Raw genomic sequence first — 17,425 nt, forward strand, 5'->3', positions numbered from 1 at the left:
AATGACTTTAACAAGAGTTCTCATTACCGTAAAAACCTACCCTACTATCTCTTCAAAATATGATGAGTTGGTTTGTACTGCAGGTTTTCGGGAAGATGGAACTTGGGTTAGAATTTATCCTGTCCCTTTTCGCAAGCGCACTTACACCGAACAATATAAGAAATACGATTGGATTGAATTAAACTTGGTTAAAAACACCAGTGATTTCCGTCCTGAAAGTTATAGACCTGCAACTTTAGAAACGGAAATAAATGTGATTGGCCACATTGATACTGCCAGAAACTGGGAAGAACGGAAAAAACTCTGCTTAGGCAAGATATACTACAACTTGTCTGAACTCATCGCAGAAGCCAAAGACAAAAACATTGGTACATCATTAGCCGTATTCAAGCCGACAGAGATTTTGGATTTCTATGTTGAACCTGTTGATAGAGATTGGAGTCAAAAGAAATTAGATGTGCTTTTACAATTGAACCTTTTTGAGGCCAATAAAAAGGGGCAATTCGAAGTAGTCAAGAAGTTACCGTATAAGTTCAAATTTAGATTTAAAGACAATCAAGGGAAAGAAAGTAACATGATGATTGAAGACTGGGAAACGGGGCAGTTATTTTGGAAGTGTTTAGCAAGACATGAAGGAAATGAGCAAAGGGCTATTGAAGATGTTCGTCAGAAATACTTTAAAGATTTTGCCATGACCAAAGACCTTCATTTTTACTTGGGAACCACACAGAAAAACCATTTCGTTTCGCACAATCCCTTTATGATTATTGGAACTTTTCATCCGAAAATTGAGACTCAAATGAAGCTGTTCTAATTCCAGCCCTCAATAGTCGCACACCGTTTCAAGATTAGATACCTAAAAGGTGATTTTAATACCACACTCGCTAAAAAAACCATTAAATATTTTATAAATACATCATTTGTAAGTATTTGGAGAAATAGTTCATAGTTTAAGCAAAATTCACTACTTTTTACTTAATTAATTTTTGGATTCCCATTCAAAATTGTTTTACTTCATCTATTATTTGCTAAGTAACCGTTTGCCACATAAAAATGTTGCCTACAAACTGATAAAATCATGGATCAAACCATCACCAATTTCTCATCTGGATTGGCTTTTGGCAAGTATCGATACTGTTCATCATAGGGGTTTGGATATATTGCCTAATCGACATTTTAAAAAATAGGTTCGAGCAAAATGACAAGTTGATTTGGGCATTGGCAGTGATATTTCTTCCGCTATTGGGATCAGTCCTATACCTAATCATCGGTAAAAATAAAAAACTAGAACAAACAGAAAATTAGTTCGAGTTAAATCAGAAGTCCAATATCAGGGTAAAGGATTTTACCATATTGGGTATTGCAACCCGTCTAGTCTGCATTTTGAATACAGACTTTCAGGAAAAGTATTTGCAACTCCTTCCCTTACTGTCCCTTCTTACCCCTCTCAGCCAACTGCTGGGCTATGATGCTGCCAGTCACCAACTGCAAAGCGTGGTAAAGCATCAGGGGAAGTAGGACCACCCCAAAAGTCACCGGATCAGGAAAGAGGACTTTGCCCATGGCTGCACCTTGGATCAGGGATTTCTTGGAGCCGCAAAAAAGCACCGTAATCTGATCGGCCCGGTCAAAGCCCATGAGCCTCCCCATCCCATACATCAAGGATACCATCACCAGAAATAGCAGCAACATCATTCCTCCCAATCCTACCAAAAACGCCCAGCTTCTCCCCTCAAACATCCCCCTGCCCACTGCGGCAGAGAAAGCCGAAAAAACAATCATCAAGATGATAGACTGGTCAAGGTTTTTGAGTGCGGTGCTGTGCCTATTGACCCAAGGCCCCAAGACGCGATGCAAAAGAAAACCTCCCATCACCGGAAACAACACCTGCAGGCTCAGCTGCCAAAAGGTATTCAACAGGTCAAAGGTCATCTCACTTCCTTCCAAGAACAATTCCATCCAAATGGGCGTAATAAAAATCCCTACCATGCTGGAAATGCTGGCATTGAAGATGGCGGCGGGGATATTGCCCCCCGCGATGGATACCATGACCACCGATGCCGATACCGTGGATGGCAATGCCGAAAGGTACAGCGCTCCCAGCCACATGGGATCATCGCCTGCGCCGACGATGGTCTTCACCATCATGACCACCGCCGGAAACACCAGAAAAGTGGTGCTCTGGATCAGCAGGTGCAATCGCCAATTGGCCAATCCGGCTTTTAGCTTTACAGGATCCATCTTTACGCCATAAAAGAAAAATATCACCGACACCCCATAATGCGTGATCTCCTTAAACGGAATCATGCTGTCCTCTGCCCCCAACTCTGGGAATATATTGGCCAAGACAATTGTCCCTATCAAGGCCAGAAAAAAACCGTTGAGACCGGCTTTGGTGAGGATCTTTTTAAGTTGACTCATTCCTTTACTGGTTAATGGTTACTAGCTTTACTGGTACACATTGCATACTGGTTACTCCTAACTGATCACTGGTTTACTTGTATTGGTGCCGACCCTGCTTACTTCCTTTAAAGCGCCGAAGCCGCTTAAGACTCAATGCCCACCTCTCCTAAAATTATCACAAATTACAGCAGTGGCAATGGCCACATTAAGGGATTCGGCATGGCCAAATGATGGAATGGTCAGCTTCTGGCTAACCAATGCCTCCAGCCGGGGACTGATTCCTTTGGCCTCATTGCCCATCAGGATGATTCCCGCTGGTACCAACGTGCTCCTATGGATGTCCTCTCCCTCCAAAAACGCCCCATAAATGGGTAGTGCCTGCTGGGGCAGGTAGGCTTCAAGGTCGGTATAAAAAAAAGACACCCGCGTAAAAGAACCCATGCTGGAATGAAGCACTTTGGGATTATAAAAATCGGCCGTTTGTGAAGAAAGCACCAGCTTATGGATACCATACCAGTCGGCGATCCGGATGATGGTGCCTAGATTTCCTGGGTCACGCACATCGTCCAGTGCAATGGCCAGTTCCCCTTCTTCGATATCAAATGGTGTATTTTTCTTAAGCTTGGCTACTGCCAAGGCTGCGTCGTTGGTTTGAAAAGAGCCTGCAGACTCCAAGGTCTTTGGGGACACTTCATAGCTGGCCGCATTGCAGGAACTGATCAGCTGGGAATGTTGCTCTTGGTATTTGGCAGTATAAAGAAGATGCGTAACTTCAAAATCCGAATGCAGTAATTCCGTTACATTCTTGGCTCCTTCCACAAAAAAAACGCCTTCCTGTTTACGGAATTTTTTCTGTTGCAAGGATTTAATAAACTTAACTGTATTTTTGCTGATCATTAAGGTCAATCAATTGTGAATAAAACCAAATATATAAACTTTATTCTAGCCTTGCTGTTGCTTTCGTCATGTTCTTTGACCAAAGGGCTCAAAGAGAACGAATACCTGATTTATGATGTGGACCTTAAGGGCATCAAAAAAGCCAATGAAGTAAAAGTAAAGCAGCTGATCAAGCAAACGCCCAATACCCGTGTACCGGTCATCAATTTTTCCCCCGGTGTATTCATTTACAATATTGGCGCGAAAAACTATGACAGTAGTAAAGTGGCCAAAAAAATGGCTTCCTTACAAGCCAAGCAACGTGATATCCAAAGCCAACTCGAAAACGACCCCAACAACAACAAACTAGAAAAACGGTATTACAAATACGCCAATAGATTAGACGATCTCAAAAAGAAATTGAACTATGGCAACTGGTTCATGCGAACGGGAAACCCCAAAACTGTCCATGACAGTGCCAAAACAGCAGAATCAGAAAAGGAAATCCAAAACTACTTGGTAAACCATGGATTTTTCGAGGCGGAAGTGAGTACGCAAATACAGCGGAAAAAGAAAAAAATGTACATCACCTATAATGTAGCGGAAAACAGCCCCTACTTAATAGACAGCAGCTATACCAAAACCGGTGATGCCAATATTTCCCGTTTGTTGGAAAAGGACAGTAAAAACAGCCTTGTGCATACGGGTCAACGCTACAACCAAGACAACCTTACGAAAGAGCGCCAGCAAGTCGAGGACTTGCTCAAAAACCGAGGGTACTATACGTTCTCCAAAACCTATATCGAATACAATGTCTATAAAGATACAGTGGACAAAAATGTGGTGATCGAACAGGTCATCCGAAAACCCTCCTTTGCAGATCAGCACAAGGTTTATACGATCGATTCGGTGATCTTTGAGATTTCTACTCCTACAGATGTTATTTCGGACCAAGAAGTGCAAAAGCAATATGATGACATCTCATACATCATGTACCGTGACCGCTATTCGGAAAAAATCATTGATTCAAGGGTCTTTATCGATAAAGGTGCACTATACAACAAGTCCGAAGTACTGGAAACCCAGCGGCAACTGGCCAATTTGGATATTTTCCGCTATATCAATATTTCTTTCGATACACTGGGCAACCACATTACCACGCGGATACAGACTCAGCCCAATGAAAAATACCAAATCACCAACCAATTGGGTGCCAGTATCACGGAACAACTACCAGGGCCGTTTTTTAGCCACTCGCTGCGAAACAGAAACCTCTTTCGTGGGCTGGAGATCTTTGAGTTTAACTTCCGGGCCGGTCTGGAAGGAGTGGCATCGGCAACGGCGGAAGGCGGTGTTTACCGTAGCCGAGAGCTCAGCACTTCGGCATCGGTCATTTTCCCACAATTTTTGCTCCCATTTAGCAGAAAAGGGCTCAAACGCTACGGGCGGTACAATCCCCGAACCAGAACACTGATCGGGTACAATTATGTAAACCGTCCGGAATATATCCGGGAGGGTTTCAACACGATAATAGCCTATAATTGGGCTACACGCAACCAACGGCAACAATACAGTGTAAATATCCTGGATGCCAACCTGATCAGATCCAATCTGGATCCAGACTTTGAGAATCGCCTGATAGAGCTCCAAGAGCAAGGTAACAACTTGATCAATTCCTTTCAGTCTTCGTATGTCAGCAGTATTTCCGGTCAGGTGATCATCAACTTCAACCAGTATGGCCTATGGCAAAGAAACCGGTCTTCCCTATGGCGACTTAACTTCGAAAGCGGCGGAACCACTATCAACTTCCTGAACAAAGCGCATTTCCAAAACCGAAACTTAAAATACTTCCAGTTTCTAAAATTCCAGTCAGACTTCAGAAGATACATTCCCCTCAGTAGAAAAAGCACATTTGCCTATCGCATCAATGCGGGACTGGCTGTTCCCTATGGCATAAGTGATGGAGTACTGCCGTATGAAAAATACTTCTTTGCAGGAGGAAGTACCAGTATTCGGGCCTGGTCGCCAAGACGTTTGGGCCCTGGGTCATTCACCCCCCAGACAGATGAAGAAGGGAATTTTGATTACCGGTATGAGCAGCCGGGAGACATTTTGCTAGAGGGAATGTTTGAGATCAGGCGTGAGCTATTTGGGTACTTTGACGGGGTGTTTTTTGTAGATGCGGGGAACACGTGGACCCTAAAAGAAGACCCCACAAGGGAAGGCTCCCAGTTTAAACCAAAGACTTTCGTCCGTGAAATTGCCGTGGGTACGGGGATCGGACTGCGGATGGATTTTGATTTTTTGGTACTCAGATTGGACATGGGGATCAAGGCCATCGACCCGGCTCAGCCAAAGGGAGAGCGTTTTGTTCTCGACAACCTTTCGTTTAAGAAACCTTTGGGCGAAAAAGGTCAAACCGTATTTAACATTGGTATTGGATATCCTTTCTAATGGTTTAATTTTGGAACATTGCAGCAATCAAACCGTTAAGAAGTGGGTATTACCGTTTGATCCTCCACTGGTTTGCCTGTAAAAAAGGTTTCCCGCAGATTCCAGATTACCGGCCAAAATTGGTGGACACTTGGTCTGACGGGCACTTTGCCCGGTAATCCTGAGGATAATTCTCGATAAAAACAACACGTATCATTTACCTATAGATAAATGTCAAAAAGCATCAGCAAAGAGCAGATTTCAGAAGCGTTCAAAGACATACAAGACCACATTTGCCAAGAACTGGAAGCAGGGGACGGCAAAGCCAAATTTCACGAAGACCTCTGGAAAAGAGCGGCAGGTGGCGGTGGCCGCACACGGATCATCAAGGATGGAAACATCATTGCCAAAGGCGGCGTGGCCTTTTCTGCTGTCCATGGTCCCACACCAGATAAAATCCTGAAAAAACTAAAACTGGAAAAGGCCGATTTCTATGCTACCGGTGTATCCATCGTGATCCACCCAAACAGCCCCATGGTACCAATCATCCATATGAACATCCGGTATTTTGAGATGAGCAACGGCACCTATTGGTTTGGAGGCGGAATAGACCTTACGCCACACTACGTGGACAAGGGAGACGCGCGGTACTTTCACCAACAAATAAAAGCGGTCTGCGACCAGTACAACCCTGAATTCTACCCAAAATATAAAAGGTGGGCGGATGATTATTTTTACCTCCCCCACCGTGAGGAAACAAGGGGCGTTGGAGGTATTTTCTTTGACCGCCTGACGGCAACAGAAGCCAACTCATTTGAATCTATTTATGAATTTGTAAAATCCATTGGCTTCCTCTTTCCAAAAATTTACCGTCACTTTATGGCCAAGAATGCCGCATTGCCATTTGGTGAAAACGAGCAAAAATGGCAAGCCTTGAGAAGGGGACGCTACGTGGAATTCAACCTTGTTTGGGATGCAGGGACGAAGTTTGGGCTGGACACGAATGGCCGCACTGAAAGCATTCTTATGAGTATGCCTCCCGTGGCAGAATGGGAATACATGAACATTCCGGAAGAAGGCAGTAAAGAGGCGGAAACGCTTGGATTACTGAAAAAAGATATTGACTGGATTAACCTATAAGCCTGTGATAGAAACACTGAAACATTGGGATGAAGAGCTTTTTCTTTTCCTGAATGCCCAGCACTTGGACTGGTTAGACCCCATCATGTTTGGCATTTCCGGTAAGTTGATTTGGCTTCCTTTTTATGCCCTTTTGGTCTATCTGATTATCAGAAATGCAGGTAAAGGCAGTATCTGGATTTTCATCGGGATTGCTTTGGCAATTCTTTTTAGCGACCAAATCGCCTCTGGTTTTATGAAGCCTTTCTTTGAGCGTCCGCGTCCCTGCCATGATCCGCGCTGGGAAGGTATTATGTTTAATTATAAACACTGTGGTGGCATGTATGGTTTTGCATCCTCCCATGCCTCCAATACTTTTTCGCTGGCCACCTATTTGCTGGTGACCTTCCACCGAAAAGTCAAGGGCTTCGGATGGATGTTCTTGTGGGCCGCTCTCGTTTCCTATTCCAGAATTTACCTAGGTGTGCACTATCCTGCCGATGTGCTCGTAGGCGCTGTGGTGGGCATGATTTCGGCATTCGTTGCCTGGTGGTTAGTCGTAAAAATCAAGATGACCACCATCCGAAAGGTCGAAGAAATGGATGAGCAAGAAGAATAGTCAGCAACCCATTGTGGATGGCAAATCCTACACTTCCGAGCGACTGATTACACCCTTCGACATGCCCAGAAAGTTTCGGATGCCTGTGCGTAGCCAGAAGCCATCCACGGCGACTCCCTGCTCTTTCCCCTAATCTTCCTTGGCCAAAAACTCAATAACCTTTCACCATGCGCTGGATATACTTGCCAACGATGTCAAATTCCAAATTGACCTTATCCCCTACTTTCAGCTGGTGAAAATTGGTATGCTCATAGGTATATGGAATGATGGCTACGGAAAAGACGCCCGGTCTGGAATTAAAGCAGGTCAGGCTGGTGCCATTAATGGTAATGGAACCTTTTTCCACTGTTACGTTACCGGCAGTTTCCTCAAATGAAAAATCAAAGAGCCAACTTCCATCCTGATTTCCAACCCGTTCCACTTTACCGATCTGATCCACATGTCCCTGCACGATATGCCCATCGAAACGGCCATTGGCCGGCATGCATCTTTCCAAATTCACCTTAGTACCTTCTTTCCATTCCTGAAGGTTTGTCCTTTTGAGTGTCTCATCAATGGCCGTTACCGTATAAATATCCCCGGCCACCTTTACCACCGTCAAACACACCCCGTTATGCGCCACCGATTGATCGATTTTCAGTTCTCCCGTAATCGGCGATTTGATATCAAAGTGGATATTTGTACCTTCTCGGGAAATGGCCACAATTTCGCCCATGGTCTCTACGATACCCGTAAACATCTTCCTAGTTAAATTTAACGTTCATAAAATCAGGCAATAAGTAAAATTGCCCATTAAGGATTAAAATTAAGCGATTTAATCCATTAACTTAGCATTAAACCTAGCTTAAAAAGAATTTTCAACGCAAATAAGTTCACTTATCATTATGATAAACTTGGAGGATGGCTATTCTCACAAAGGTCAGCGAAAAACTCTGGTAAAGACACTGGAAAGAAAGGGTATCATGGACAAGAAGGTGCTGGAAGCCATTGGTACGATTCCCCGTCATTTTTTCTTCGACAGTGCCCTGCATTCCCATGCCTATGAGGACAAAGCTTTTCCCATCGGTGAAGGACAGACCATCTCACAGCCATTTACCGTCGCCTTCCAAAGCGAACTCTTGGCGATCCAACCTGGTGATAAGGTATTGGAGATCGGCACAGGATCCGGGTATCAAGCCGCCATTCTCTATCTTTTGGGCGCGGAAGTACATACCATAGAATATAACCAAAGCCTATATCGAAGGACCAAAAATTTCCTTCCCAAGCTCGGCATCAAAGCCCATTTCTATCACGGTGATGGCTCCCTAGGCATTCCCGAAAAAGCTCCTTTTGACAAGATCATCGTCACGGCAGGGGCACCTGTGGTGCCCAAGAGCCTGCTCAAACAGCTCAAGGTCGGTGGCATTTTGGTCATCCCGGTGGGTGATAGAAAGACCCAGAAGATGATGAAATTGACAAAAAAAACGGCCAAACAAATAACCCAGGAGGAATACGACAGCTTTGCTTTTGTGCCGCTACTGGGACATGAAGGGTGGTAAGCAGCGCTGTCATGTATTTTATAAGTATTAACCTGAGCTCGACTTAATTTTAGTATTAAAAGCGTCATACGCGAACCCTTTTAAGGAGGATGTGGGTTGGAAAAGGGTGTGGCAGCTCGCCGCGGCGAGCTGCCACGGCTTCCACCCCTCAAATCTCCCTCTAAGCCTCGCAGTGACGATTTTATAATCGAACTGAGGTTATTAGTATTTAGTAGAAAGTGCGAAGTTTCCATTTCTGAATGGTGACTGAATGGTGCGGGATCTCTGCCCCAGCAAAGGCAAGAATGGAGTAACCGTGGATGGCCTTCGGCTACGCTCAGGATCCCTTAGCTGTCCTTAATTGGAATCCTTGACATCATTAGACAATTGGCCAACGGCAATTTAAAATGCTCCTGATTCCTGTATGGAGCAGGTCGAAAGGGACAATCCGGAAATCGCGGGTCGGCCACTTTAGCAATAAAACAAGCAGGATCAAAATTTTATTTCACACATTACGTTTTAAAACTTGATTTGTAGAATTAAAATTTTGTATTTTCGTAAAAAATATAATTAAAATGGGAAAAGTAAAGCGAGCACAGGAATCTGAAGTAATCATGACCGAGATGGTCCTACCCAATGATACCAATACACTCAACAACCTCATGGGGGGCAAATTGATGCATTGGCTGGATGTAGTAGGTGCTATTGCTGCACAGAAACACTCCAACAGGATCGTGGTAACTGCCTCAGCGGACAGTATTTCTTTCCAACATCCCATTGCCCTTGGCAACGTCGTCACCTTAAAAGCCCAGGTGACCCGGTCTTTCAACAGCTCCATGGAAGTCTATATTGAAGTATGGGCGGAAGATATTCCTGCCAACAAAAAAACCAAAACACACCGGGCATTTTTCACCTTTGTCGCCGTGGATCAAAACGGTCGCCCTATAGAAGTACCTAAATTAGAACCTACCACTGATGAAGAGAAGGAATTGTTTGACGGAGCACTTCGCAGACGGCAATTACGCTTGGTACTTTCCAAAAGGATGGATCCAAAGGATGCCGTGGAGCTTAAATCCATCTTCGGCTTAGAAGAAGCTTTAGGTGCAAAGAAAGAGTAGTTTCACAACACCCCTTTTGGGTTTTCAGGGTTTTGGATATAAAAACCGATCTAATCCCTGAGAAATCAAACAAAAGTTGTTTTCAGGCGATTTTTTGATCATTTTAGCCGTATGGAAGAAATGGACATCGACAAATTGGGATTCTTCATAGAGGAAGATATTTTCCTTATCCCAGAAGACGCCCAAGAGATACTGCTAGCAGATAAATTCAAGGATGTTGCTGGAGATATTTCTGAAAAAAATCCTGCAACTACGACCGGCAGCATTGCCGAAAACCCGGAAGCGCAACCGGACAACGAAACCGTCTCCCCTCCTTCGTTGGTTTACGACGGGGATTTTGAAAAAGGCTTGCTAGTCATCCATCAGGATGATCCATTGGGCGAGGAACTAAAGGAGTTTTTATTGAAAATCCTCCGAGCGGTTTCCTATTCGCTTAAAGACATTGCCTTGATCTCCGCCTCCCAAGTGGCCGAACTTCCACCAGAAGCAGTCCAACAGCTCAACCCTCATAAAATCCTGGTATTTGGGCGGCTGAGCCATCCGATGATCCAGCTCAAAGAGGTCAATTATGAAGTCACCAGTGACGGAGAAATTGAGTACCTTTTTGCCGATAGCCTGCCTGTCATCTATGAAGAGCAAAACCTCAAAAAGCAACTTTGGAAAAGTCTCCAAGCATTTTTCAACATCAATAAGTAACAATGGACAACGCACATAAATTACGAATACTCAATCGATTTAGAATCATCAGTTATGCAGAGGGCATTTCCTATCTCCTCTTGCTGTTTGTCGCCATGCCCTTAAAGTACACCATGGACATGCCTCTAGCGGTGAAATATACCGGTTGGGTGCACGGCATTCTTTTTATCCTGTATGTATATTTTGTTTTCCCTACCCGCAGAAGCCTGAACTGGACCTTTCGCAGGACGCTATTTGCCCTAATTGCCTCAGTGCTGCCTTTTGGTCCTTTCCTGTTCGATAGAAAATTAAGACAACAAGAGCATCAAATAGAAGAAAAGGATTAACGATCATCCCCCACTATGATAGATAAAAAGAAACATATCTATCCAATCCGGAGTGGACTACGCACCTACCTTATTAAATACGGCAGGGAAGTGGACATTCCTGTCCACTATAAAGAACTTCTCCGGTTTATGAGTTCGATCTCCCTCTATGATTCCAGGGGTAACGATACGCTCTGGGAAACGGTCTTTTACAATGAACAGGATCGGGCAGACATCCATTATAATCTTCGGAAGATCTATGCCATCCTCAAGGCAGAAGGTGATATGAGTGTCATGCAGCACCTTTATGTGGATAGAGTGGATCTATGTACATACGGCAACACCAAACCATTCCGTGTCCGGATTGTCAATCGCATCAATGACAACTTTGACTATTTCTATGTAAAAACGGCAGATGCTTCACGGGTGTACGGACTGGAACTTGAGCACCTCCTCTCTCCCAACAGGATCAGCTACCTGGTATATCAGGACACCCTTATCGAAGAACATATTGCCGGAATTCCCGGAGAGCAATTCATGCGGACACAGATCAAGGATCCCTTGCTGAACCCCATTAGGATCTCCAAGGAGTTTGTCAAGTTTAACGAACGCTGCTTCGTAAGGCTTTTGGGAGACATGCATTCTTCAAACTTCGTCGTGGATGTAACGCCTGATTTTGAAGAAATCCATTATAGAATCAGGGCCATTGATTTTGACCAGCAGTCTTATGAGGGACGAAAGACCGTCTATCTCCCACAATATTATAAGCAAAACAACACCCTTATACAACTAGGCATCAAACACATCACGCCTGAGTCAATGGCACAATACCAACGGGAAGAACGTGCGCTGATCGCTTTTAGACTGAAGACTTCCACCATGGAAATCGAAGATATCCTTTATAGCATGGAAAGGGACACCATTGCGCCGGTAGATAATGTGGAGAGCTTAAAAGAAGACCTCGCCAAGCACTATAAAACTTCCGTCTTTTTGGACTGTAAAAACATGGGCGAGATCCTTCGCCTTAGCCTGAGGCAGGTGCTTCATAAGTAAGGCATACCTCCATTGTGCGGAAGTTAAATCAAGAAACCTAAATTTGCTTTCAAATTCCTTAATTAACCAATCGAGATTAACCGCATATAGATGGGGAAGAATTAGCATGGCTCCACCAAGACAAGTTGTTTTTACCAATTTCAATTCCAAATTACTATCTAAATCAAAACAAAATCACATCCCGGCCAGTTGAATTACGTATAAGAAGATAGAGCTTGGCACAGAATATGTTTTATTCATGTCAACCAACAAAAGGTAAAATCAAAAGGGTTTTACCCTCTTTTCAGAATAGCGATCATTTTCATTTCGGGAATGATCAAACCTAAATATAGAACAGTTAATAAGTAACGTTTAATTTTAAAACCATCAAAACTATGATTACTTCAGAAAAAAGAGTTTTTAAGAAATTGGGTTACAATGCTGACGAATCAGAAAAAATCGTAAAATCACTAAATAAGTTATTGGCCAATTACCATGTGCATTACCAAAAGCTCCGAAACTTCCACTGGAATGTCACGGGTGGTGATTTCTTTGACCTGCACGAAAAGTTTGAGGAGCTATATACTGAATCCTTCGAAAACATCGATTTGATCGCAGAAAGGATCCGAATATTTGGTATGACGCCGCTTAGCCTTATCAAGGATTATCTGGAAAATTCTGACATCACCGAAGTGGGCACCGACCTCCCTTCCGATGAGATGGTCAAAGAAGTGCTCAAGGATTTTGAGATTTTGGCTGAAAACATGAATGAATGTGCAGAAAAAGTAGCAGACCTTGGTGATTCTGCGACAGAAGATATGCTGATCGCCATGATCAAAAGTATCGAACTGCACCACTGGATGTTGACTTCATTTCTTAAATAACTGATTTAAATAGTAATAAAAAAAAATCCCCGATCTAAAACGATCGGGGATTTTTTTTGGGTAATAGGCAAATCTTACGCCGCATTCCTAGCTGCATTGATAATACCAAACATGGTTCTTAAAATTAGCTTTTGCAAGACGGTATTTTCCTTACCTGTTTCCAGCATCTCCTGAATGGCATACTGCTGGATGGTGATAAGCGGCAATACAATTTTCTCACGAATTTCTATGGATTGGCTACTTACCGCATTGTCTTCCAACAGTTCATTCATACCTGAAATCTCAAGGATCTTCTTAAATGACTGTTGGTATTCGCTGTGCATCAGCTCCCAAAAACCACCATACTCTTTATCCTCCTTCAGGTAAGCTGTGGCCGGATAATAGGATTTGGCAAGCGACTGCATGGAATTTCCCATTAGAGAACGGAAGAAAAGGGAATCCCGGTAAAGCTTCGTCACCTGATCCTTTTTGCCTCTTTTTTCCATTTCGGTGATAGCTTTGCCCACCCCATAAAAACCAGGAATGTTCTGCTTCATCTGTGCCCAAGATCCCACAAAAGGAATGGCCCTTAAGTCTTCAAATTTCATGGCTTCCCCTTTGCTTCTTTTCAATGGCCTTGAACCTATATTGGTCTTGCCAAAGAACTTAAGTGGCGTAACTTTTTCCAAATAGGAAACAAACTGTGGATGGCTCTTAAACTCCTTATACGCTTGATAACTAATATCTGCCATCTCATCGATCAATGCCCTTTGGTCATCGGTCAACCTGTTCTCTTCAGTAGGATACAGATGATTTTCCAATCCGGCACTGAGCAATTGCTCCAAGTTATAGGTACAGGACACAGGCTTGCCGTAATTGGCACTGATGGTCTGGCCTTGGATGGTCACCTGGATTTCTTCATTTTCCACTTGGTCGCCCAGCGAAGCATAGAAGTTATGCATGTTTCCACCACCTCTAGCAGGAGGTCCTCCCCTTCCGTCAAAGAATACCACGCTCACATCAAACTTTCGTGAAGCCTTGGTAAGTTCTTCTTTGGCGCGTAGAATGGACCAATTGGCTCGGATATAACCACCATCTTTGGTACCATCCGAGAAACCAAGCATGATACTTTGCTTATTGCCCCTGGATTTTAAGTGTGCTCCATATGTCTCATTAGAATAAAGACGTTCCATGATATCGGGCGCAGCCGCCAAGTCATCAATGGTCTCAAACAACGGTACAATATCCAATTTCAAATTTCCTTTGGATGCCAAGGTCAGCTTGTTCAGCTGGAACACCTGAAGGATGTGAAGTTCTGATTGGCAATTGGAGATGATATAACGATGGAGGCCCTCGCTTCCGTTATTGTCCTGAACATAACTGATAGACGCGATGCTTTCCAGCATCTCCTGATGAAATTCGTCCTTCAGTGATTTTGGATTTGGCAATTCCTTGAACGAAAGGATTGTATTGATCTGCTCCTCCTCTGTTCCATTCTGATATTTCTTTAGCGCATCTTTTCCTTGGGTCACCTCAATGATCTCTTCCCACAATGCAGCGTGCTTCCTACTGTCTTGGCGCATGTCCATGGAAGCAAAATAAAATCCAAACACATTCACCTTCAGGATAAACTCATCCAGAATATCCAAAAACAATCCATCGTGGGATTCGATGATGATTCCCCTAGCTTTCAATAGAATCTTCAGCAAGTCTTCTTTAGACTTCAATACTTTTTCGCCTCCGTAGAGGGTCTTGTAGATTCCATTTTCAGCTTCCAACATCAGCGATTCTACACCCTTGAAGGTCATTCTTCTTCGCACTTTTCTGACATCCCGGTACAGGCACTTAAGAATCGTCTCCTGCAGCTTATCGGCTACATCCATCGTGATCTGGTGCGTCACAAACGGGTTGCCATCACGGTCACCACCTGGCCAGAAACCGACCTTGAGCAGGTCTGGGTTATCCCATTCGTGCAAGGGAATGTCAAGACGTCTAAGCACCCTGGCCATAATATCTGGAATACTTTTATAGAATACATGTTCTAAAAACCAACACAAGCTTACTGCCTCTTCATAGGGAGAAGGCTTTTCTTTGTTGATAAAGGCCGTCTTGCCCAATTGTCTCAGCAGGGCATCAATACTGCCCAAATCATCCTTACGGATAGCTGATTCCAGATCGGTAATGATGGCCAAAACATTGCCTGGATAAAACTGTGTAGGGTGGGCTGTCAGGGTAAGACGAATGGAGAAAGTCTTTAGCTTCTCTATCAGCTCAGCCTTTTTCTTATCTGTTTCCACTCTGGAAATCAACGCATTCATGGTACCTTTACCTTTTACATCGTTGATTTTCTCAAACGCAGCATCTTCAATAGAGTCAAAAAGAACAACCTGTCTTTCTACATATTGAACCAGCTGAAACAGTAAATTGTGTTTTTCTTTGGATGAATCTGAGGCCAGCATGCCCTCAAAAAATGAACTGATAATCTCCTTTGGGGTTTTCCCCTCTGTAAAGCCTTTTTTACATTCCGAAGATAAAATTGGGAGCAATGTCCCCGTTCGGTAAATGTCATCAAATGGCAGATCTAGAAATAAACTGTTGTAAATGGTAAACCGTTTGGCTACCTCAGTCTGGTAGGTATTTGACATGGTTTATAGTTACTTTTTTATGAAAATTTTAAGTTAATCAAAATATATGGAATTAAAAACACTCTGAACAAAAACAACCCTAATTTACGATAAAATATTCACAAAAACACTATTTTCATTAATTATTTTTTAAAAAAACAGCCATTTTTGCGATGATTCGACAAAACATTAACTGTTTTATTTAATAATCAAAATTCATGCCTTTAAGTAGCATCACTACTGAATCAACAGATAAAGCACAGAAATTCAAACGAATATAAAATACCACCTAAACTTTAGGTATCATTTTCAAAAAATAATTACCTTGACCTTTTCATTTAAACACCCAAAACTTGTGAAATTCTTATTGTCCTCCTTACTTCTTACTGTCATGTGTACGACGTTTGCTTGCAATTCATCAAGCACACAAGAGTCATCACAATCGTCCAATGACTCCCTGCCCTCTCCTATCACCTTTTGGCTAGGCACTTATACCTCGCAGCCAAGCGATGGGATACACCTTATCTCCTACCGACCAGAGACCGCCACTTTTGACTCAGTATTAATGGCCAGTGATATCAACAACCCATCCTTTGTGATCTCCAATAAAAAAGGGAATTTGGTTTTTGCCGTCCAGGAAGAAGGTGGTGACAATGGAGGCAGTGTTTGTTCTTTTAGGTTTGACCAAGCTGCCAGTACCCTCAATAAACTAAGCACCAGCTCCACCAAAGGCAGCGGCCCATGCTATATCACCTTATCTCCTGATGAGAAATACATCCTAGCTGGCAACTATGGAAGTGGCGACTTGGCGGTTTTGCCTCTCCAAGAAGATGGTACATTGGGAGAGCCTTCCCAAACGATCAGTCATGAGGGATCGAGTGTAAATGAAGATCGACAAGCATCCCCCCATGTTCATAGCCTTGTTTTCCACCCCAATGGGAAACAACTATTTGTGGCTGACTTGGGCACGGATAAGGTCTATATTTATGATTTTGACCCTAGCAAGGAAAAGCCGCTATCTGCCTCTGCCCCAAGCCACTTTACCGTAAAGGCGGGGTCAGGCCCTCGTCATTTGGTATTTAACCAAGCGGGGGACAAAATCTACCTGATCCACGAAATGACTTCCGAAGTAGGTTTGTACGATTACAATTTGCAAGAAAAAAAGATCACACATCTGGACAGCTATCCGCTAACACCAAAAGGCTTTGAGGGTGAAAAAGGCGCAGCTGAGATAAAAATCAGTGATGACGGCAAGTTCCTCTACGCCTCCAACCGTGGCGATTCGAATGAAATAATTGTCTTTAAGATCAAGCCCCAAACGGGAACACTGGATAAAATCCAAGCCATCAGCTCAGGGGGATTGACACCGAGGAATTTTGCCTTGTCTCCGGACGGCAATTACCTATTTGTAGGCAACCAAAACTCCGATCAGATCTTGGCTTATGAAAGGAATTCCCAATCTGGCATTATCAAAAAGACCAGTGCCAAGTTGGCCATACACCGACCCGTATATTTCTTTATGGTGGGCAAATAGCAGCTAACTACATAAATGCTGTTTTTTTTACCCATTGATTCACAATTATTTATTACCTAAAAACGACCAAATAATAGAATTACTCGCAATAGGTAAAAATCACTTATTCAAACAATTTCAACATATAATTCCGTTTTATCATAAAATTCAGTTAAAAAAACACTAAAAACCCAAAATGGATACGCAAAAGATCGTGCCTTAAAACAGGGTTTCTGCTAAATTATATATTATCGGTATTTTATCTTTTAAAAAAATATTTTATTCAAATAGTGCTAATGTAAAAACA

The 17,425-nt window shown here is 43.2% G+C and carries 16 protein-coding genes; 12 read left to right on the top strand and 4 right to left on the bottom strand.

The features are described from left to right. Position 1 precedes the first annotated feature (1 nt). Together FDP09_RS17895 and FDP09_RS24310 are read left to right on the top strand one after the other, a co-directional pair. A complete protein-coding gene (locus FDP09_RS17895; protein ID WP_137403964.1) occupies positions 2-814 on the top strand; it encodes a hypothetical protein in 813 nt (270 codons plus the stop codon). A gap of 341 nt (positions 815-1,155) precedes the next feature. Then, a complete protein-coding gene (locus FDP09_RS24310) occupies positions 1,156-1,305 on the top strand; it encodes a PLD nuclease N-terminal domain-containing protein (protein WP_394344034.1) in 150 nt (49 codons plus the stop codon). 120 nt (positions 1,306-1,425) lie between these two features. Here the strand turns inward: FDP09_RS24310 and FDP09_RS17905 are convergent, their stop codons facing one another. Together FDP09_RS17905 and FDP09_RS17910 are read right to left on the bottom strand one after the other, a co-directional pair. Then, positions 1,426-2,421 (bottom strand): bile acid:sodium symporter family protein, encoded by a 996-nt coding sequence (locus FDP09_RS17905; protein ID WP_137403965.1) that lies wholly within the window; start codon positions 2,419-2,421, stop codon positions 1,426-1,428. Between the two features lie 132 nt (positions 2,422-2,553). Next, a complete protein-coding gene (locus tag FDP09_RS17910; RefSeq protein WP_137403966.1) occupies positions 2,554-3,300 on the bottom strand; it encodes a TrmH family RNA methyltransferase in 747 nt (248 codons plus the stop codon). Positions 3,301-3,315: 15 nt separating this feature from the next. Between FDP09_RS17910 and tamL the strand changes: the two genes are divergently transcribed. From tamL to FDP09_RS17925, 3 genes are all read left to right on the top strand, one after another. Continuing rightward, positions 3,316-5,733, top strand: a complete 2,418-nt coding sequence (gene tamL, locus FDP09_RS17915; protein WP_137403967.1) for a translocation and assembly module lipoprotein TamL — start codon at positions 3,316-3,318, stop codon at positions 5,731-5,733. A gap of 210 nt (positions 5,734-5,943) precedes the next feature. After that, a complete protein-coding gene (hemF, locus tag FDP09_RS17920) occupies positions 5,944-6,852 on the top strand; it encodes an oxygen-dependent coproporphyrinogen oxidase (RefSeq protein ID WP_137403968.1) in 909 nt (302 codons plus the stop codon). Positions 6,853-6,856: 4 nt separating this feature from the next. Next, the gene (locus tag FDP09_RS17925; RefSeq protein WP_137403969.1) at positions 6,857-7,450 is read left to right on the top strand and encodes a phosphatase PAP2 family protein; all 594 of its coding nucleotides are present in this window, start codon (positions 6,857-6,859) and stop codon (positions 7,448-7,450) included. Positions 7,451-7,601: 151 nt separating this feature from the next. Here FDP09_RS17925 and FDP09_RS17930 read toward each other — a convergent pair whose 3' ends face one another. Beyond that, on the bottom strand, positions 7,602-8,189 hold the full coding sequence (locus FDP09_RS17930; protein WP_137403970.1) for a riboflavin synthase: 588 nt from the start codon (positions 8,187-8,189) through the stop codon (positions 7,602-7,604). A 145-nt stretch (positions 8,190-8,334) separates the two neighbouring features. On the opposite strand from FDP09_RS17930, the gene FDP09_RS17935 reads away from it, so the two are divergent. The 6 genes from FDP09_RS17935 (at position 8,335) to FDP09_RS17960 (ending at position 13,002) form a co-directional block, all read left to right on the top strand. Beyond that, on the top strand, positions 8,335-8,988 hold the full coding sequence (locus FDP09_RS17935; RefSeq protein WP_137403971.1) for a protein-L-isoaspartate(D-aspartate) O-methyltransferase: 654 nt from the start codon (positions 8,335-8,337) through the stop codon (positions 8,986-8,988). Between the two features lie 554 nt (positions 8,989-9,542). Continuing rightward, complete coding sequence (locus FDP09_RS17940) at positions 9,543-10,085, top strand: acyl-CoA thioesterase (protein WP_137403972.1); 543 nt, start codon at positions 9,543-9,545, stop codon at positions 10,083-10,085. A gap of 120 nt (positions 10,086-10,205) precedes the next feature. Further along, the gene (locus FDP09_RS17945) at positions 10,206-10,781 is read left to right on the top strand and encodes a hypothetical protein (RefSeq protein ID WP_229683339.1); all 576 of its coding nucleotides are present in this window, start codon (positions 10,206-10,208) and stop codon (positions 10,779-10,781) included. A gap of 2 nt (positions 10,782-10,783) precedes the next feature. After that, on the top strand, positions 10,784-11,107 hold the full coding sequence (locus tag FDP09_RS17950) for a DUF3817 domain-containing protein (protein ID WP_137403974.1): 324 nt from the start codon (positions 10,784-10,786) through the stop codon (positions 11,105-11,107). Positions 11,108-11,122: 15 nt separating this feature from the next. Next, positions 11,123-12,139, top strand: a complete 1,017-nt coding sequence (locus FDP09_RS17955) for a hypothetical protein (protein WP_137403975.1) — start codon at positions 11,123-11,125, stop codon at positions 12,137-12,139. A gap of 374 nt (positions 12,140-12,513) precedes the next feature. Continuing rightward, the gene (locus tag FDP09_RS17960) at positions 12,514-13,002 is read left to right on the top strand and encodes a Dps family protein (RefSeq protein ID WP_137403976.1); all 489 of its coding nucleotides are present in this window, start codon (positions 12,514-12,516) and stop codon (positions 13,000-13,002) included. A 74-nt stretch (positions 13,003-13,076) separates the two neighbouring features. Here the strand turns inward: FDP09_RS17960 and FDP09_RS17965 are convergent, their stop codons facing one another. After that, a complete protein-coding gene (locus FDP09_RS17965) occupies positions 13,077-15,626 on the bottom strand; it encodes a phosphoenolpyruvate carboxylase (RefSeq protein ID WP_137403977.1) in 2,550 nt (849 codons plus the stop codon). 334 nt (positions 15,627-15,960) lie between these two features. On the opposite strand from FDP09_RS17965, the gene FDP09_RS17970 reads away from it, so the two are divergent. Then, positions 15,961-17,139 (top strand): lactonase family protein, encoded by a 1,179-nt coding sequence (locus FDP09_RS17970; RefSeq protein ID WP_229683338.1) that lies wholly within the window; start codon positions 15,961-15,963, stop codon positions 17,137-17,139. Positions 17,140-17,425: the final 286 nt, after the last annotated feature.

It is taken from the genome of Echinicola rosea, from assembly GCF_005281475.1.
GTDB lineage: Bacteria > Bacteroidota > Bacteroidia > Cytophagales > Cyclobacteriaceae > Echinicola > Echinicola rosea.